Source organism: Lentzea sp. NPDC059081 (assembly GCF_042738015.1).
Classification (GTDB): Bacteria; Actinomycetota; Actinomycetes; order Mycobacteriales; family Pseudonocardiaceae; genus Lentzea.
The window spans coordinates 135,694-153,508 of the sequence record NZ_JBHYGW010000011.1 but is presented as its reverse complement, the minus strand read 5'-3'; the positions used below and the strand labels follow the sequence as shown (position 1 = coordinate 153,508).

Below are 17,815 nucleotides of genomic sequence, written 5' to 3'. Positions count from 1 at the left end.
CCGACCCGCTAGAGCTTGACCGGGTAGTGCGGCTCCGGCACCTGCGGCCGGATGCGGGCCTCGACGAAGATGCCGTGCCAGATCATGAACACCAGCAGCGCCCAGATGCGGCGGCTGTGGTCGAGCACGCCGGAGCGGTGCTCCTCGATCAGGCGCAGCACCGCGTTCTTGTCGAGGTACTGGTCGGTCTGCGACGAGCGCACGACGTCGACGGCCCAGTCGTGCATCTCGTCCTTGAGCCAGTGCCGGATCGGCACCGGGAAGCCGAGCTTGCGGCGGTTCAGCACGTGCGCCGGCACGATGTCGCGGATCGCCTTGCGCAGCGCGAACTTCGTGGTGTCCGGCGTGATCTTCAGGTCGCTCGGGATCTGCGAGGCGATCTTGAACACCTCGGGGTCCAGGAACGGGACCCGCAGCTCCAGCGAGTTCGCCATGGTCATCTTGTCGGCCTTGACCAGGATGTCGCCGCGCAGCCACGTGAACAGGTCGACGTGCTGCATGCGCGTGACCGGGTCCCAGCTCTGCGACTCGCGGTACGGCTGGGCCGTGACGTTCATGTGCGACACGTTCGGGTCGTACGTCTTCAGCACCTGGCGCAGCTGGTCGTCGAGGAAGATGCGCGCGTTGCCGTAGTAGCGCTCCTCCAGCGTGAGCGCGCCGCGCCGCAGCAGGTCCTTGCCCCGGATGCCGTGCGGGATCTTCGTCGAGACCTTGCCCATCGCCTTGCGCAGCGCGCCGGGGACCTTCTCGAACGCCGCCAGCGACAACGGCTCGCGGTAGATCGTGTAGCCGCCGAACAGCTCGTCCGCGCCCTCGCCGGACAGCACGACCTTCACGTGCTGGCGCGCCTCGCGGGCGATGAACCACAGCGGCACCAGCGCCGGGTCCGCCACCGGGTCGTCGAGGTACCAGGTGATCAACGGCAGGGAGTCCATCATCTCCTGCGCGCTGACCGTGCGGACCACGTGCTTCACGCCGATCAGGGCCGCCGACTCCGCGGCCACGTCGACCTCGGAGAAGCCCTGGCGCTCGAAGCCCGTCGTGAACGTGATCAGGTCCGGGTTGTGCTCCTTGGCCAGCGCCGCCACGACCGTCGAGTCGATGCCGCCGGACAGGAACGAGCCGACCGTCACGTCCGCGCGCATGTGCTTGGCGACCGAGTCGCGCAGCGCGGCGGTGATGTCGTCGTACAGCGCGTTCGCCTCGGCCTCGCCGCGGACGGTGCGGACCTTGAAGCTCGCCGGGAAGTAGCGCTCGAACTTCGGCCGCGTGCCCGGTGTGAGCGTGAACGAGTGGCCGGACTCGACGCGGGAGATCGAGTCGTGCAGCGACTCGGGCTCCGGCACGTACTGCAGCGTCAGGTAGTGCTGCAGGCCCTTGACGTTCATCTTCGGCTCGATGCCGAGCGTCGGGGCGATCTCCAGCAGGATCTTCTTCTCGCTGGAGAACGCGACGCCGCGCCCGCCCTGCGCCCAGTACAGCGGCTTGATGCCGAACGGGTCGCGGCCGCCGAACAGCACGCTCCGCTCGGAGTCCCAGATGATGAAGGCGAACATGCCGCGCAGCCGCGTGATCGCCGCCGGGCCGAAGTAGTGGTACGCGGCGACGATGGTCTCGGTGTCGCCGTCGGTGTGGAAGACCGCGCCGTGCTTCTCGGTGAGCTCGGCCCGCAGCTCCAGGTAGTTGTAGATCTCGCCGTTGAAGTTGATCGTGTACCGGCTCGGCGACTCCGGCGGACCCCAGGTCAGGGGCTGGTGGGAGTGCTCGATGTCGATGATGGCGAGGCGGTTGAAGCCGAAGACGACCTCGTCGACCCGCCGCGTGCCGCTCTCGTCCGGCCCGCGGTGGCGCATGCAGCGCAACGCCGCCTCCACCGCCGGGCGTGCGTTCTCGGCCTCGTTCTCGCTAGCACAAACAAGTCCTGCCAGGCCGCACAAGGCTCTCGCACCTCACAAAGAAATACGACGGGGAAGACCTCAGTATGCCGAAGCGCCTCCGTGTGACCGAAACTGCACCGCAACGGCGGTGCCCCCGAGCGGTGAGCGCCACCCCGCTGGGCTACGCTCCCGCTTGATCCGTTGGCACGGCCAGTAGTTGTGAACGAGGAGGCGGGCGAGCAGTGGGCCTGAAGGAGGGCACCAGGGCATCCCGGCTGGCGAAGACCGCCGGGCTGGTCGGCCTGGTCGGTATCGGGGCCACCGGTTGCTCCACGGACGAGGTGCTGCGCTTCGGCTGGCCGGTGGCCGTCACGCCGCAGGCCGAGAAGATGCGCGAGCTGTGGACCTGGTCCGTGATCGCCGCGCTCGTCGTCGGCGTCATCGTGTGGGGCCTGATCGCGTGGTCGGTGGTGTTCCACCGCAAGAAGTCGGAGGAGCTGCCCCGTCAGACGGCGTACAACCTCCCACTGGAGATCGTGCTCATCGTCGTGCCGACGGTGATCGTGGCGGTGTTGTTCTACTTCACCGCCATCACGCAGAACTACGTCACGGACAAGTCGGGCAAGCCCGACGTGAACGTCGACGTCATCGCGTTCCAGTGGAACTGGGAGTTCCAGTACCCGGACCACAAGACCGAAGAGGGCAACGTGGTCAGCACGGTCGGCACCTCGGGCGAGGTCCCGGTGCTGGTGCTGCCGGCGCACAAGCGCATCCAGTTCACGCTGCGCTCGACGGACGTCATCCACTCGTTCTTCGTCCCGGAGTTCCACTTCAAGCGGGACGTGTTCCCGATGCCGGAGAAGAACAACCAGGACAACGTCTTCCAGATCGACCAGATCGACCGCCCCGGCGCGTTCGTCGGTCGCTGCGCCGAGCTCTGCGGCTCCTACCACGCGGTGATGAACTTCGAGGTCCGCGCCCTGGAAGAGGCCGACTTCGAGAAGTACATCGAGCTGCGCAAGGAAGTGAACTCCAAGACGGGCAAGCCGTACACCACGGCTGAGGCGCTCTCGCAGGTCAACTGCGGCGAGCTCTGCGCTCCGCTGGCCACCACGACCACCCCGTTCAACACCGACCGGACGGCCCGCGAGGCCTCCGGCGCGGGTCAGAAGTAGGGACACGCCCCGCGATGAAGATCGAAGCTCGCGTATTCGACCTGGTGATGGCCTTCTCGTTCCTGATGGCCGTCGTCTACGGCTACTGGACGCACCTGGCGACCGGCCACGTCGAGCCCACCGGCACGGTGGCGCTCGCGCTGACCGGTGGCCTGGCCCTCATCACCGGCACCTACTTCCGGTTCGTGGCCCGTCGCATCGAGGTGCGGCCGGAGGACAACCCCGAGGCTGAGGTCTCCGATGGCGCCGGTGAGCTGGGCTTCTTCAGCCCCGGCTCGTACTGGCCGGTCGGTCTCGCGGCCGCGGCCGGCACCGCCGCCGTCGGCGTGGCGTTCTGGCACGTGTGGCTGCTGGTGATCGGCATCATCCTGGTGCTGGTCATGGTCGGCGGCCTGGTGTTCGAGTACCACACCGGCCCGAACCACGACTGATATCCGATATATCGGACTCCGGCTGAGGCCCGCTTCGTTCGCGAAGGGGGCCTCAGCCGTTTCCTGGATCGTGGTCGTTCCCGGGTCGCGAGCACTTTCAGAGCCGATATCCGACATGTGATATATCGCATATCAAATATCGATCCGGCCCGACCGGTACATCGCATATCGGATATCGCCGGACCATCGCCCGATATATCGGATACCGGATACCAGTCGCGAGCCCGGCCGATATATCGCATATGGCGCGCGAAAGGGCCCTCCTCGCCGTCGTGGCAGGGAAGGCCCTTTGGCGTGGTCCTGGCCGGGTTACGCGGCGGCGACGACCTTCTCGGGCGTCTTCTGGTACGCGTCGACGTACTCCTGGCCGCTCAGGTCGAGGATGCGGTAGATGATCTCGTCGGTGACGCTGCGCAGCACCGGCAGCGACTCCTGCATGCCGTCGTAGCGGCTGAAGTCGAGCGGGGCGCCGAAGCGGACCGTGACCGGCACGATCTTCGGGAACTTGCTGCCGACGGGCTGCACCTTGTCCGTGCCGATGATGCCGACGGGGATGACCGGCGCGCCCGACTCCAGCGCCATGCGCGCGACACCGGTGCGGCCGCGGTGGAGCTTGCCGTCGAGCGAGCGCGTGCCCTCGGGGTAGATGGCGAAGGCGTCACCACGGGCGAGGATCTCGGCGGCCGTGTCGAGCGCGGCGCGGGCGTCGCGGCCCTTGCCGCGGTGCACCGGCACGTGGCCGAGCGAGGAGAAGAACCAGCGCGACAGCGAGCCCTTCACGCCGGTGCCGGTGAAGTACTCCGCTTTCGCGAGGAACGACACCCGGCGCGGGACCACCATCGGGATCACGACGCTGTCGATGAAGCTGAGGTGGTTGGCCGCCAGGATGACGGGGCCGTCGGTGGGGATGTTCTCCAGTCCCTCGACCACCGGGCGGTAGACGAGACGGGCTGCGCGCGCGACGACATGCTTCATCACCGGGTAGAGGACCATGCCTCCAGCATTCCAGGTGGGGATTGCCGCGACGTTGCCACGTGGTGCGCATCTCGGGGCCTTCACTCGCTCGGACTACGCCGATGCGGCAGCGTGCGAGATGGGTCACGCACCGACGACGAGGTGTGACGAAAGAGACGGGAACCCACGGTCATGACTCACTCGTCCGGGGCGAAACAGACGGACGCGGCAACGAGGCCCGAGCAGTGCGGACGCGGCGAACCGGACACGGGAAACGAGGCGTTCACGAGCGCCACGCGGTCGTGACGACTTCGGCCAGGCCCCGGTTCGGCGGCCGTAGCCGACTGGCGGACGTCGGCGGCAGCGAGGACGGGTGGGCACCGGTCCTCGCCGCCGGACGCGACCTAGCCCTTCAGGGCCTGTGAGAGCTCCACCCAGCGGCTCAGCAGCGCCGCCGCCTTGCCCGAGTCCACGGCGTCCGCCGCACGGCTCAGCGAGGCCGTCAGGTCGGCGTGCAGGTCGTCGGAGAACCCGCCGTGCGCCGCGATGGCCCCCGCCGCGTTCACCAGCACCGCGTCGCGCACCGACCCGGTCTTGCCGGCCACCAGGTCGCGGACCACCTGGGCGTTGACGGACGCGTCGCCACCCTTCAGGTCCTCCTCGCGACCCGGCCGCACGCCCAGCGCGGCCGGGTCGATCGTCTCCGCGCGCACCTCGCCGTCCTGGGCGAGCCAGGCGGACGTCGTGGTGGTCGTGGTGATCTCGTCGAGTCCGTCGTCACCCCGCACGACCAGCGCGGTGTTGCCGCGGCGGGCGAACACGCCCGCGATCAGCGGTGCCGCGGCCGCCCGCGCGCACCCGATCAGGCCGACGGTCGGCTGGGCCGGGTTCGTGAGCGGGCCGAGCAGGTTGAACGAGGTCGGGATGCCGATCTCGCGCCGCACCGGGCCCGCGTGCCGGAAGCCGGGGTGGAACACCGGCGCGAAGCAGAAGCCGACGCCCAGCTCGCGCACCGTGGCCTGGACGCCCTCCGGCGGCAGGTCGATGGCGACGCCCAGCGCCTCCAGCACGTCCGCGGTGCCGCACTGCGACGACGCCGCGCGGTTGCCGTGCTTCACCACCGGGACGCCCGCCGCGGCCGTCACGATCGCGGCCATCGTCGAAATGTTCACCGAACCGGAATGATCGCCGCCGGTGCCCACGATGTCGGCCGCCCGCACGTCCACGGTGAAGCGGCGCGCGTGGGTGAGCATCATCGTCGCGAGGCCGTCGACCTCCTCCGGCGTCTCGCCCTTGGCGCGCAGCGCGACGATGAACGCCGAGATCTGCGCGGGGGACGCCTCGCCGGACATCACCCGGTCCATGCCCCACGCGGTGTCGTCGGCGGTCAGGTCGACGCCGTCGAGCAGGCGGTTGAGCAGCGACGGCCAGGTCCGTTCGCCCATCGCGGGCTCAGCCCTTGACGACGGGGAGAGCCGAGCCCCGCAGCACCTCGGCCACGGTCTCGGCGGCGGCCAGCGGGTCGAGCGGGTGCACCAGCACCGCGTCGGCCTGCGACCAGGTCGCGAGCCACCGGTCGTCCTTGCGGCGCACCGCCACGACGATCGGCGGGCAGTTCGTGATCTCGTCCTTGAGCTGGCGCGACAGGCCCATGCCGCCGGTCGGCTGCGCCTCGCCGTCGAGGATCAGCAGGTCGACGGTGCCGTTGTCGACCTCGTAGAGGACGTCGGCGATCGCGCCGGCCTCGACGTAGTCCACGCGCGGCAGGTCGGGGGCGGGACGGCGGCCGACGGCAGTGATGATCGTCTCACGCACCTCGGGCCGGTGGCTGAACACCAGGATCTTCGTGGTCTGCGTGCTCATCTCTAGATCCTCCGCTGCGACTGCCGACTGCGGTCCAAACCAGGCGACCCCGGAGAAGTGACCAAGGTCGCCGCGATGCTATCGGGCCGGTTGCAGGGCGTCCCACCCCAGGGCGTCGCCGCCGAGCCGTTGCGCCAGCGACGCCATCCGCGACCGCTCCTGAGCGCAGTGCAGGGCGTCCAGCTTCTGCACGCGACTGGCGTGCAGAACGTCACCCGCGACGAGCACCCAGCCGTCCGGAGCGAGCAGCTCGCGCGCACGTTCTACCTGGTCAGCGGGGATGCTCAGGTGGTGTCGCAGCACCGCGGGCTCCTCGGCGCGCCACCGCGGCGACCGCGCCAGCACGGCCGAGTCCGCCTCCGCGACGTCGAACGCCTCGGCCACCACGACGAGGTCCGGGTCGTCGACGGACAGGGCGGGTTCCACCTCCCGGTGCAGCAGGTCCCGCAATCGGCCCAGCAAGCCCATCCTCTGCTCTCCTCCACGATCACGCGCTGTGTGACCCAGCCGACCCATGATCCGCCCAGGACCCGATGGGCGGAGCAAAAAAGCGCAAGCAATAATGCTGCTCGTGACCACGGCAGCGCCTTCAATCGGCCAGCGCGTGCACTCGCTGAACCGCCCGAACATGGTCAGCGTCGGCACGATCGTCTGGCTGTCCAGCGAGCTCATGTTCTTCGCTGGCCTCTTCGCCATGTTCTTCACGGTGAAGGCCCAGAACGACACGGGGCATTGGCCTCCAGCACCCACGCACCTGAACGTCCCCTACGCGTCGGTCTTCACGATCATCCTGGTCGCGTCGTCCTTCACGTGCCAGTGGGGCGTCTTCGCGGCGGAGCGGGGAGACGTCTTCGGCCTGCGTCGCTGGTACATCGTGACGCTGATCATGGGAGCGATCTTCGTCGGCGGCCAGGCGGGTGAGTACTTCACCCTCGTCGAGGAGGGCACGACGATCCCGTCGTCCGCCTACGGCACCGTCTTCTTCCTGACGACGGGCTTCCACGGCCTGCACGTCATCGGCGGTCTGATCGCGTTCGTCTACCTGTTGATCCGGACGAAGCTCAGCAAGTTCACGCCGGCGCAGGCCACCTCGGCGATCGTCGTGTCGTACTACTGGCACTTCGTCGACGTCGTGTGGATCGGCTTGTTCGCCATCATCTACATCGTGCCCTGACCCAGCCGGCACACAGCCAAGCCACGAGCTCCCGAACTGACAGCAAGGGTTGCCGCACACCATGACCACCACGACGAAACGCCCCCGCGGCGCCCGCACCAAGCTGCGCCGCCGGGTCGCCGGTCTGCTCGCACTGGGCTTCGGCCTGCTGAGCGCCGGCATGCTGTTCGCCGCCTTCGCGCCCCAGGCGCAGACCGCCCAGGCGCAGCAGGAGGACGCCCTGGTCCGCCAGGGCGAGCAGATCTACCTCAACACCTGCATGGGCTGCCATGGCAAGTCCCTCGAAGGTGTCAAGGACCGCGGGCCGAGCCTGATCGGCGTCGGCGACGCCGCGGTCTACTTCCAGACTTCCTCCGGCCGCATGCCCATGGCGCGGCAGGAGGCCCAGGCCATCCGCAAGCCCGCGAAGCTCTCCCCCGAGGAGATCAACGCGCTGATGGCCTACATCACCACCAACGGCGGCGAGGGCCCGAAGAAGCCCTCCGAGTCCGGTGAGGCCCTGCGCGGCGACAACCCGGCGCGCGGTGGCGAGCTCTTCCGCCTCAACTGCGCCAGCTGCCACAACTTCACGGGTCGTGGTGGCGCGCTGTCGTCCGGCAAGTTCGCGCCGACGCTCGACGGGGTCACGGAAGAGCAGATCTACACGGCGATGCTGACCGGCCCGCAGAACATGCCGAAGTTCGGCGAGCGCCAGCTCACGCCGGAGGAGAAGAAGGACATCATCGCGTACGTCAAGTCGGTGACCGACGGGAACAACAACTCCGGCGGCAACCCCCTGGGTGGGTTCGGACCCGTGTCCGAGGGCTTGATCGCGTTCATCGTGGGCATCGCCGCGCTCATCGGCGTGACCCTCTGGATCGGAGCCAAGGCATGAGCGGCGACAAGCCGATCGAGCTGCCCAGCGAGGCAGAGCTCGCGGAGATGAGCCGGGACGACCTCGTCAAGCTCGGCACCAAGATGGACGGCGTCGAGCTCGTCCACTACGAGGAGAAGTGGCCGGTCCCCGGCACCCGCGCCGAGCGTCGTGCGCAGCGCGTGGTCGCGCTGTGGTTCATGATCTCCGCGCTGTCGGGTCTCGCGTTCCTCGGCGTGTTCCTGTTCTGGCCGTGGCAGTACGAGGCCCCGCACACCGACGGCCACCTGCTGCACATGCTCTACAACCCGCTGATCGGCCTGTTCCTGGGCCTGTCGGTGGTCGGCCTGGGCGTCGGCGCGCTGCTCTACACGAAGAAGTTCATCCCGGACGAGCTCGCGGTGCAGCAGCGCCACGACGGCCCGTCGACGCAGGTCGACCGCGCCACGCTGGTCGCGGAGCTCGCCGACGCCGGTGAGCGCAGCGGCATCGCCCGCCGCAGCCTGATCAAGCGCACCGCGGGCCTCGGCGCCGGCGTGCTGGGCCTGGGCGTGGCCGCCGTGCCGCTGGGCGCGCTCATCAAGAACCCGCACACCGACAGCGAGACCAAGAACTCGCTGTGGCACACCGGCTGGAAGGCGGAGAAGGGCGAGAAGGTCTACCTCCGCCGCCACACCGGCAACTTCCACGAGGTCTCCCTGGTGCGTCCCGAGGACGTCGAGCCGGGCGGCTTCGAGACGGTCTTCCCGTTCCGCGAGTCCGAGCGCGACGACGAGCACGCCCTCGTGGCGGCCCTCAAGCGTGCCGACGCGCCGGTCATGCTGATCCGCATGCGCCCGAACCAGGCGATCACCAAGCGTGCGGGCCAGGAGGACTTCAACTACGGTGACCTGTACGCGTACTCGAAGATCTGCACGCACCTGGGTTGCCCGACCTCGCTGTTCGAGCAGCAGACCGGTCTGCTGCTCTGCCCGTGCCACCAGTCGCAGTTCGACGTCTTCGAATACGCCAAGCCGCGGTTCGGCCCGGCGACCCGTCCTCTCCCGCAGCTTCCGATCACTGTGGACGAAGAGGGATACTTGGTTGCCCGCAGTGACTTCATCGAGGCTGTGGGTCCGGCGTTCTGGGAGCGGAAGTCATGAGTGCCATCACCACGCCGACGAAGCCGGCCAACGCGGCCGCGCGCGTCGCAGGGGCGGCGGCCAACGCTGCCGACGAGCGGTACCACGCGGCCTCTGGCCTGCGCAAACAGCTGAACAAGGTCTTCCCGACGCACTGGTCGTTCCTGCTCGGTGAGATCGCGCTCTACAGCTTCATCGTGCTGTTGCTGTCGGGCACGTACCTGGCGTTGTTCTTCGACCCGTCGATGACCGAGGTCACCTACAACGGCGCGTTCGAGAACCTGCGCGGCATCGAGATGTCGCGGGCGTTCGCGTCCACGCTCGACATCTCGTTCGAGACGCGCGGTGGCCTGTTCGTCCGCCAGGTGCACCACTGGGCGGCGCTGCTGTTCATGGCCGCGATCGTCGTGCACATGTTCCGGATCTTCTTCACCGGCGCGTTCCGCAAGCCGCGTGAGATCAACTGGGTCATCGGCATCGTGCTGTTCATGCTCGGCGCGATCGAGGGCTTCCTCGGCTACTCGCTGCCGGACGACCTGCTCTCCGGCACCGGCCTGCGCGTCATGGCGGCCCTGCTGATCTCGTTCCCGGTCATCGGCACGTGGCTGAACTGGCTGATGTTCGGCGGGGAGTTCCCCGGCACGGACATCATCCCGATGCTCTACACCGCGCACATCCTGCTGATCCCGGCCATCATCCTCGGCCTGATCGCGGCGCACCTCGCGCTGGTCTGGTACCAGAAGCACACGCAGTTCCCCGGCGTGGGCCGCAAGGAGACCAACGTCGTCGGCGTCCGCATCATGCCGGTGTTCGCCGCGAAGGGCGGTGGCTTCTTCGCCATCGTCGTGGGTGTCATCGCGATCATGGGCGGCGTCTTCCAGATCAACCCGATCTGGAACTTCGGCCCGTACAACCCCGCGCAGGTCTCCGCCGGCTCGCAGCCCGACTGGTACATGGGCTGGACCGACGGCCTGGTCCGCATCTGGCCCGCGTGGGAGTTCTACCTGGGCAACTACACGATCCCGGCGCCGTTCCTACCGTTCATCCTCGGTCTGCCGCTGCTGACCGGCATCGCGGCGGTCTACCCGTGGATCGAGCGCAGGATGACCAAGGACTACGCGCACCACAACCTGTTGCAGCGCCCGCGCGACGTTCCGGTCCGCACCGCGCTCGGCTGGATGGCGATCACGTACTTCATGGTCCTGCTGCTCATGGGCGGCAACGACATCTTCGCGTACAAGTTCGACATCTCGTTGAACCTGACGACGTGGATGGGCCGCATCGGCATGCTGATCCTGCCGCCGATCGCGTACTTCGTCGCCTACCGCATCTGCATCGGCCTGCAGCGCGGTGACCGCGAGGTGCTCGAGCACGGTGTCGAGACCGGCATCATCAAGCGCCTGCCGCACGGCGAGTTCATCGAGATCCACCAGCCGCTCGGCCCGGTGGACGACCACGGCCACCCGATCCCGCTCGCCTACCAGGGCGCGTCGGTGCCGAAGAAGATGAACAAGCTCGGCTCGGCCGGTCACCCGGTCGTCGGCAGCACGTGGTCGCCGGACCCGGTCGAGGAGACCGTGGCCCTGGAGAACGCGCGCGCCAAGAGGCACGTCTCCGAGGAGATCAGCGCCGAGAACAAGCAGGGTGAGCTGGCGGGCAAGCCGGCCGACCCGAAGGCCTGACCCTTCACGACAGCGAAAGGCCCCCGTGACTTCTCACGGGGGCCTTTCGCGTTGCCGGGGTTCCTACTGGGCGTCGTCGAGGCCGATGGCGAACGCCGCCTCGTCGTCGCGCTTCGAGTAGCTGCGGAACGCGATGTGCGTGTCGGTGTTCAGCACGCCCGCGACCTTGCTGATCTTGCCGGGCACCAGCGCGGCGAGGTCCTCGTGCTTGCTGACCCGCACCAGCGCGATCAGGTCGACGTCGCCCGCGCAGGAGTACACCTCCGTGACTCCGTCGATGTCGGCGATCTCCTGCGCGGCCTCGGGAATGCGCTCGGCGGCGGCCTGGATCAGCACGATGGCGGTGACCACGGCGTCCTCCTCGGGTCTCGGGTGGGTGAAGCCCCCGTAGTCTGCCCTACCCGCTGATCACCGGCGTGACTCGCCGGGTCAGTTCCAGTGGTCGTGGACCGGGCGGGCACCCGCGGCCTGCTCGGCCCACGGCACCCACGCGGCCGCGGCACCGGCGGGGGAGGACCACGGCTCGTCCGCGTAGACGAGCCGGGTGCCGGGCTGGTCGAGCCAGCGCAGCACCACGCCCGTCTCCTCGGGTGGCGCACCCCGCAGCGGTCCGGCGGTCGGCACGACGGTCTCCGCGGCGGCGACCAGCGCGTCCACCACGGGCATCGGGCGGGTGCCGCGGGGGGCGACGCCGGCGGAGGCGAGCCGGCCGTAGCGGACGACGGAGAACTGCCAGCCGCCCTCCCGGTCCGGGCGAGCGGCCACCAGTTGCGGCAGGGCGGCGAGAGCGGCGAGGCGCTGGGCCCGGTCGAGGGAGCGGACCAGGCCCGCGAGGCGGTCGCGGCGGCGGGCGGCCTCCTCGAAGCGTTCGGCGGAGGCGAGGCCGCCGAGCTGGGTGATGAGGGTGCGCAGCGGGTCGGCGCTGCGGCCGACGACGAGGTCCTGGACCGCCACGACCGCAGGGGAGTACTGCTCGACGGTCTGGTGGCCCGCGCACGGGGCCTGGCAGCGGCCCAGCTCGGCCAGGGCGCAGGGGGACGCGCGCTGGTTCGTCGCCGGGATCTTGATCTTGCAGGAGCGCAGCGGGACGGCGTCCAGCAGGGCGTCCGCGACCGACTCGGCCGCCTGGCGGGTGCGGAACGGGCCCAGTGCGCCGTCCTTCGGGGTCCTGACCAGCGACAGCCGGGGGAACGCCTCGTCGGTCAGGACGAGCCACCACGCGTGGTGCGGGTTCTTCGAGCGGCGGTTGTAGGCGGGGCGGTGGGCGCGTAAGAGGCGGAGCTCCCTGACCTCGGCTTCCAGGGGGTGCGCGCACTCCACGGCGTCGACGCGGACCGCCAGCGCCACCATCTCGCGCAGCCGGCGACGGCCCTCGCTGGCGGTGAAGTACTGGCGCACGCGGCGGCGCAGGTCCGACGCCGTGCCGACGTAGAGCACTTCTTCCTTGGGGCCGCGGAAGAGGTAGACGCCAGGCTTGGACGGCAGGTGGGCGGCAAGCGAACGCTTGCGGCGTTGTTCCGGGGTGACCTCCGGCAGGTACGCCAGCAGCTCTTCCAGGGAGTGCACGCCGACGTTGCCGACGCGCTCCAGCAGGGAGTGCAGCACCTCGACGGTCGTCTTGGCGTCGGCGAGCGCGCGGTGCGTGGGCTTGGTCGACGTGTGGAAGAGGTCGGAGAGGGCCGACAGACGGCAGGACGGGGCCTCGTCGCGGCTCAGCACGCGCCGGGCCAGCTTCACCGTGCACACCACCGGCGGTTTGGGCCACCGGTAGCCGTGGCGCTCGCAGGCCGCCTTCATGAAGCCGACGTCGAAGCCGGAGTTGTGCGCCACCAGCACCGCTCCCTCGGCGAACTCGAGGAACGCGGGCAGGACCGTCCTCATCGTCGGCGCACCCGTGACCATCAGCTGCGTGATGCCGGTCAGCTGGGCGACCATCGGCGGGATGCCGCGCTCCGGGTCGACCAGCGTCCCGAACTCGCCGAGCACCTCACCGGCCCTGATCTTCACCGCGCCGATCTCGGTGACGGCGTCCTCCTCGGCGCTGCCGCCCGTCGTCTCCAGGTCGAAGACCACGAAGGTCGTGTCGCGCAGGGGCGTCCCGAGCTCGTCGAAGGACAGTTGTCCGGTCACGGCGCCGACCGTAGCGGCGGGGTCTGACAATTTTCGGCGCCGATCGTTTCCAGGATGCCGTCCGTGGTCCTCCACAGGCACCTTGACCTGCCGTTGCTCCATTGGAGTGGTCTCAGGTGATCTTGTCCTGATCGTTGTTCCCGCGGGCGGAGATGTCCGTGCGCTGCTCGAGTGCGGGGGCTCTAGCCTGTGTGGGTGCCCGACCCGATGCCCGAGCCAGAGACCGACCAGCCAGCCGACGAGGCAGGTGAGTCCGCGGACGAGTCCGCTGTGGACTGGTCGGCTCTGCCGGAGCCGTTGCGGGTGAGGCTCGCGGAGCTGGGCGCGGACGCGTTGGGGGAGATGGCGAAGGTCGACGTGCCGCAGCACCTGCGGCCGGTGGCGAAGTTCGCCCCTACCAAGCGCGCGCGGCTGGGCGGCGCCCAGGTCGTGGCGGGGCTGCGGGACTCCGCGAACTTCCGCACGGCCGTCGTGGAGTGGCTGCGCAAGAACCGGCCGTCGACGCTGGAGGTGACCGCGCCGGACCCGGTGACGGCGGCCGCCGCGGCGGTGCTGACCGGCGACGAGGTCGCGCCGCACTACGTGGAGCTGGTGTCACGGCGCGTCGGGGACGCGACGCTGCGGGCCGAGCGCGACGCGGCCGTCGTGCGGGCGGAGCGGATGGAGGGCGAGCTGGAGCGGTTGCGGTCCGAACGCAGCCAGCTCGGCAGCGCCGCCGAACGCGTCCGCGCCGACGCCGAGATCGAGCTGGAACGCCTGCGCAAGCGGTTGCGCGAGCAGGGCGTGAAGCTGCGCGAGGCCAAGGACGCCGCCGAGGCCGCCGCGACCGAGGTGGACAAGATCCAGGAGCGCGCCTCCGACGAGGTCAAGCGCCTCACCGCCGAACGCGACCGCGAGCGGGAACGCGCGGAGACCGAGCGTGGCAAGGCGCAGCGGGCCATCGCGGACGCCGAGGTCGCGCGCCAGTCCGCGCGGGAGGCCAGACAGGCGGACGAGGTGCGGCTGGCGTTGCTCGTCGACACCCTCGACGGCGCCGTCACGGGCCTGCGCCGCGAGCTGGCCCTCGGTGGCTCCGGTCCCCGTCCGGCCGACCTCGTGCGCGGCGCCAGCGCGTCGCAGGGGACCGTGGGGCGCGTCGAGGACCCGGCGGCGCTCGACCGGCTGCTGGCGTTGCCCGCCGTGCACCTGGTGGTGGACGGCTACAACGTCACGAAGACCGGCTATCCGGAACTGTCGCTGTCGGATCAGCGCGACCGGCTCGTGCACCAGCTCGCGGTGCTCGCGGCACGCACGGGCGCCGAGGTGACGTTGGTGTTCGACGGCGCTGGGGTGGTGGCCGTGCCCGCGGCGGCCCCTCGTGGCGTGCGCGTGCTTTTCAGCGATCCCGGTGTTTTGGCTGATGACGTGATTCGTGCGCTGGTCACCGCAGAGCCCGAGGGCCGGCCCGTGGTGGTGGTGACGTCGGACCGTGCGGTCGCGGACTCGGTGCGCCGGCGTGGTGCGCACCCGGTGCCGTCCGCCGTGTTGCTGGCCCGTCTCGGGCGTGTTTGATCACCCGGTAGCCTGACGCGGTCGATCTTGGCGGTCTTGTTCTGGCGAAGGGGATCGGCGGCAAATGTCGCTCAAGCTCACCCGTGGTTTCCTGGCTGTCGTCGTGCTGCTCTCGGCCACTCCTGCCGTGTCGTTAGCCGCCCAGCCGGCTGATCCGGCACGCGCGTACGCGGACCTGACAGCGCAGGCGACGAAGCTCAACGAGGAAGTGCTGCGCGCGCAGGAGGACCTCGTCCAGCGCCGCGCGGAGCTCGACCGCGCGAGCGCCACCGTGGTGGCGGCGCAGCAGATCGAGCGGCAGGCCAAGGCCGACGAGAACGACTTCCGCGGCCAGGTCGACCTGATCACCCAGGCGTCGTTCGAGGGCGCCCGGTTCAACCAGCTGTCGGCGCTGCTCGTCGCGGACTCGCAGCAGGACTTCCTGAACCGCCTGGAGATGATGCGGATCCTCGCGACCGACAGGGCCGAGTCGCTGGCCAGGCTGTCCGGCGCGGTGGAGAAGGCCCGTCAGGCGCACCAGGTCGCGGAGTCCGCCCGGTCCCGTGCCGCCGAAGCCGCCGCGTCGGCAGAGCAGCTCAAGGCCGATCTCGACGGGCGCAACCGCGCGTTGCAGGCCCAGATCGGCGAGGTGCGGACGGCGCTGACGCGGTTGCCGGCCCCCGTCGTGGCGCAGCTGGGCGATCCGGGCGACCGGTCGGCGGTGAGCGTGCCCGCGGGAATGGCCGGGCAGGCGCTGGCGTACGCGCTGGGCCGACGTGGGGACGACTACCGCTACGGCGGCACCGGGCCCGGCGGCTGGGACTGCGCCGGGTTGACGATGAAGGCCTACGCGGCGGCGGGGATCGCCATCCCGCGCACGTCCGGCGGCCAGGCCGCGATCGGACGCCCGGTGGGGCGCGGCGAGGTCCGCGCCGGTGACCTGATCGTCTTCAACGCCAGCCGCTCGCACGTCGCCATCGCGGTCGACAACGCGCGCGCCGTCCACGCCTCGACCGAGGGCCAGCCGGTGAAGATCGCGCCCATCGACGCCATCGGGCCGATCGCGGCCATCCGGCGCATCGAGGGCTAGCGTTGCGCCGGTGAAGCACCTCCGGACGTTGCTGGCGATCACGGTCGCCATGACGTTCCTGCTCGGCCTGACCGTCGCGACCCGGCCCGGCGAGGTGCGGCCGACCGAGCCCGTGCGCTGCGAACCGACGGTGCTGACGACGTCGTCGGGCACGGTGACCAGCAGTTCCTGCGACGGGGAGTTGGCGTCGAGGGCGTCGTCGGTGCTGGACGAGTCCGTCGGCGGCGTCGCCGATATATTGGATATCGGTTCGACGCAGGTCGCCTGGCTGAAGCGCGTCGACGTCGTCGTCCCGTCGTCCGAGCCGGAGCTGGTGGGGCTCGTCGGACCGGCGTTCGCGGACATGGCCGGCATCGCGATCCGCGACGGGGCCGGGCAGTGGGTGGTGCTCAACCGGACGCGCGCGACCGCGTTGACCGACCTGGAACTGCGGGTGCTGCTGCGGCACGAGATCACCCACGTGGCGACGCGCGACCTGACCTCCGACGCGGCCCCGCTCTGGCTGGTCGAGGGCTTCGCGGACTGGGTGGCGTTCCACGGCCTGGGGCTGTCGCTGCGCCAGGCCGCGCCGGCCCTCACCTCGAACGTCACGGCGCTGCCCACCGACTTCGGCGGCCCGGGCCGCGACCTCGCCTACCAGCAGGCGTACTCGATCATGGTCTACCTGGAGTCGACGCTGGGGGAGCGCGGCGTCGTCGACTTCTTCCTGCAGCACGCGTCGATGTCCGCTGTGGACCTCGACGACGTCGACGTGCCGGGCTGGCGCGAGTTCCTGCGCAAGAGCATCGGATAGCGTTGGCCCGTGCGCCGAACCTTGCTGGTGACCAACGACTTCCCTCCCCGCCCCGGTGGCATCCAGTCCTACCTGCACGCGTTGGCGACACGCCTGCCGGCCGACTCGCTCGTCGTGTACGCGCCGAAGTGGAAGGGCGCGGAGGAGTTCGACGCGCGCCAGCCGTTCCCGGTGGTGCGGCATCCGACGTCGCTGATGCTGCCGACGCCCGACGTCCTGGCCCGCGCCCGCGACATCGCCCGCGCCGAGTCGTGCGAGGCGGCGTGGTTCGGCGCGGCGGCACCGCTGGCGCTGCTGGCACCGTCCCTCGGCCTGAGCCGGGCCGTCGCCTCCACGCACGGCCACGAGGTCGGCTGGTCGATGCTGCCCGTGGCGCGCCAGGCCCTGCGGGCCATCGGGTCCGGTGTGGACGTGGTGACGTACGTCAGCAAGTACACCCGCTCCCGCTTCGCCGCGGCGTTCGGCGCGATGGCGGCCCTGGAGCACCTGCCGTCCGGTGTGGACACCGACCTGTACCGCCCGGACCCCGCCGCCAGAGCCGAGATCCGCCGCCGCCACGGCCTGGGCGACCGCCCGGTGGTCGTGTGCGTGTCCCGCCTGGTGCCGCGCAAGGGTCAAGATGTCCTGATCCGCGCCCTACCGCTGATCCAGCGCTCGGTGCCCGACGCCGCCCTGCTGATCGTCGGCGGCGGCCCGTACCGCGGCACGCTCGAGAAGCTGGCCGCCGGCAACCCCGACGTGGTGCTGACCGGCTCGGTCCCGTGGGAGGAGCTGCCCGCGCACTACAACGCCGGCGACGTCTTCGCGATGCCGTGCCGCACCCGAGGCCGAGGCCTCGACGTCGAAGGACTCGGCATCGTCTACCTGGAGGCCTCGGCCACGGGCCTGCCCGTCGTGGCCGGCCGGTCCGGCGGCGCACCGGAGACCGTCCTCAACGGCACCACCGGCAACATCGTCGACGGCCGCGACGTCGAGGACGTCGCCGAGCGCGTCGCGGCACTGCTCGCCGACCCCGGGATGGCGGCGAAGATGGGGCGCGCCGGGCGGGAGTGGGTGAGCGACCACTGGCGGTGGGACCAGCTGGCGCACCGCCTCGAGGGGCTCATCGGCTGACGTCGGCGTCCGATATCCAATACGCGATA

Annotated in this window: 17 protein-coding genes; 10 read left to right on the top strand and 7 right to left on the bottom strand. The window is 70.1% G+C overall.

The window, feature by feature from the left end:
- Positions 1-8: 8 nt before the first annotated feature.
- On the bottom strand, positions 9-1,937 hold the full coding sequence (gene asnB, locus ACFWV3_RS24610) for an asparagine synthase (glutamine-hydrolyzing) (RefSeq protein WP_382414028.1): 1,929 nt from the start codon (positions 1,935-1,937) through the stop codon (positions 9-11).
- Between the two features lie 182 nt (positions 1,938-2,119).
- Here asnB and coxB point away from each other — a divergent pair, with 182 nt between their 5' ends.
- Positions 2,120-3,052: a cytochrome c oxidase subunit II gene (gene coxB / locus ACFWV3_RS24605; protein ID WP_382414026.1), complete on the top strand. Its 933-nt coding sequence runs from the start codon at positions 2,120-2,122 to the stop codon at positions 3,050-3,052.
- A 14-nt stretch (positions 3,053-3,066) separates the two neighbouring features.
- Positions 3,067-3,483, top strand: a complete 417-nt coding sequence (locus ACFWV3_RS24600; RefSeq protein WP_382414024.1) for a cytochrome c oxidase subunit 4 — start codon at positions 3,067-3,069, stop codon at positions 3,481-3,483.
- 309 nt (positions 3,484-3,792) lie between these two features.
- On the opposite strand, the gene ACFWV3_RS24595 is transcribed toward ACFWV3_RS24600, so the two are convergent.
- The 4 genes from ACFWV3_RS24595 to ACFWV3_RS24580 form a co-directional block, all read right to left on the bottom strand.
- The gene (locus tag ACFWV3_RS24595; protein ID WP_382414022.1) at positions 3,793-4,476 is read right to left on the bottom strand and encodes a lysophospholipid acyltransferase family protein; all 684 of its coding nucleotides are present in this window, start codon (positions 4,474-4,476) and stop codon (positions 3,793-3,795) included.
- Positions 4,477-4,841: 365 nt separating this feature from the next.
- Positions 4,842-5,882 (bottom strand): anthranilate phosphoribosyltransferase, encoded by a 1,041-nt coding sequence (gene trpD, locus ACFWV3_RS24590; RefSeq protein ID WP_382414021.1) that lies wholly within the window; start codon positions 5,880-5,882, stop codon positions 4,842-4,844.
- 7 nt (positions 5,883-5,889) lie between these two features.
- Entirely contained in the window at positions 5,890-6,300 is a 411-nt protein-coding gene (locus ACFWV3_RS24585) for a hypothetical protein (protein WP_045309329.1), read from the bottom strand.
- Positions 6,301-6,378: 78 nt separating this feature from the next.
- The gene (locus ACFWV3_RS24580; protein ID WP_382414019.1) at positions 6,379-6,768 is read right to left on the bottom strand and encodes a hypothetical protein; all 390 of its coding nucleotides are present in this window, start codon (positions 6,766-6,768) and stop codon (positions 6,379-6,381) included.
- Positions 6,769-6,862: 94 nt separating this feature from the next.
- On the opposite strand from ACFWV3_RS24580, the gene ACFWV3_RS24575 reads away from it, so the two are divergent.
- From ACFWV3_RS24575 to ACFWV3_RS24560, 4 genes are all read left to right on the top strand, one after another.
- Positions 6,863-7,474 carry a heme-copper oxidase subunit III gene (locus ACFWV3_RS24575; protein ID WP_382414017.1) on the top strand — a complete coding sequence of 204 codons (612 nt, stop codon included), beginning with the start codon at positions 6,863-6,865 and terminating at the stop codon, positions 7,472-7,474.
- A 61-nt stretch (positions 7,475-7,535) separates the two neighbouring features.
- A complete protein-coding gene (locus ACFWV3_RS24570) occupies positions 7,536-8,348 on the top strand; it encodes a c-type cytochrome (RefSeq protein WP_382414015.1) in 813 nt (270 codons plus the stop codon).
- Positions 8,345-9,469 carry a ubiquinol-cytochrome c reductase iron-sulfur subunit gene (locus ACFWV3_RS24565; protein WP_382414013.1) on the top strand — a complete coding sequence of 375 codons (1,125 nt, stop codon included), beginning with the start codon at positions 8,345-8,347 and terminating at the stop codon, positions 9,467-9,469. Before ACFWV3_RS24570 ends, ACFWV3_RS24565 begins: the two co-directional genes overlap by 4 nt.
- Positions 9,466-11,130 (top strand): cytochrome bc complex cytochrome b subunit, encoded by a 1,665-nt coding sequence (locus ACFWV3_RS24560; RefSeq protein ID WP_382414011.1) that lies wholly within the window; start codon positions 9,466-9,468, stop codon positions 11,128-11,130. Before ACFWV3_RS24565 ends, ACFWV3_RS24560 begins: the two co-directional genes overlap by 4 nt.
- Before the next feature lie 63 nt (positions 11,131-11,193).
- Here the strand turns inward: ACFWV3_RS24560 and ACFWV3_RS24555 are convergent, their stop codons facing one another.
- Positions 11,194-11,481, bottom strand: coding sequence for an Lrp/AsnC family transcriptional regulator (locus ACFWV3_RS24555; protein ID WP_045309335.1), 288 nt, complete (start codon positions 11,479-11,481; stop codon positions 11,194-11,196).
- A 78-nt stretch (positions 11,482-11,559) separates the two neighbouring features.
- A complete protein-coding gene (locus ACFWV3_RS24550) occupies positions 11,560-13,260 on the bottom strand; it encodes a DEDD exonuclease domain-containing protein (RefSeq protein ID WP_382414009.1) in 1,701 nt (566 codons plus the stop codon).
- Positions 13,261-13,467: 207 nt separating this feature from the next.
- On the opposite strand from ACFWV3_RS24550, the gene ACFWV3_RS24545 reads away from it, so the two are divergent.
- The 4 genes from ACFWV3_RS24545 to ACFWV3_RS24530 all read left to right on the top strand — a co-directional run bounded on the left by ACFWV3_RS24545 (position 13,468) and on the right by ACFWV3_RS24530 (position 17,786).
- On the top strand, positions 13,468-14,811 hold the full coding sequence (locus ACFWV3_RS24545) for an NYN domain-containing protein (RefSeq protein WP_382414230.1): 1,344 nt from the start codon (positions 13,468-13,470) through the stop codon (positions 14,809-14,811).
- 64 nt (positions 14,812-14,875) lie between these two features.
- Complete coding sequence (locus tag ACFWV3_RS24540) at positions 14,876-15,880, top strand: C40 family peptidase (protein ID WP_382414008.1); 1,005 nt, start codon at positions 14,876-14,878, stop codon at positions 15,878-15,880.
- A 10-nt stretch (positions 15,881-15,890) separates the two neighbouring features.
- Positions 15,891-16,673: a hypothetical protein gene (locus ACFWV3_RS24535; RefSeq protein WP_382414006.1), complete on the top strand. Its 783-nt coding sequence runs from the start codon at positions 15,891-15,893 to the stop codon at positions 16,671-16,673.
- A 9-nt stretch (positions 16,674-16,682) separates the two neighbouring features.
- Positions 16,683-17,786, top strand: a complete 1,104-nt coding sequence (locus ACFWV3_RS24530; RefSeq protein ID WP_382414004.1) for a glycosyltransferase family 4 protein — start codon at positions 16,683-16,685, stop codon at positions 17,784-17,786.
- Positions 17,787-17,815: the final 29 nt, after the last annotated feature.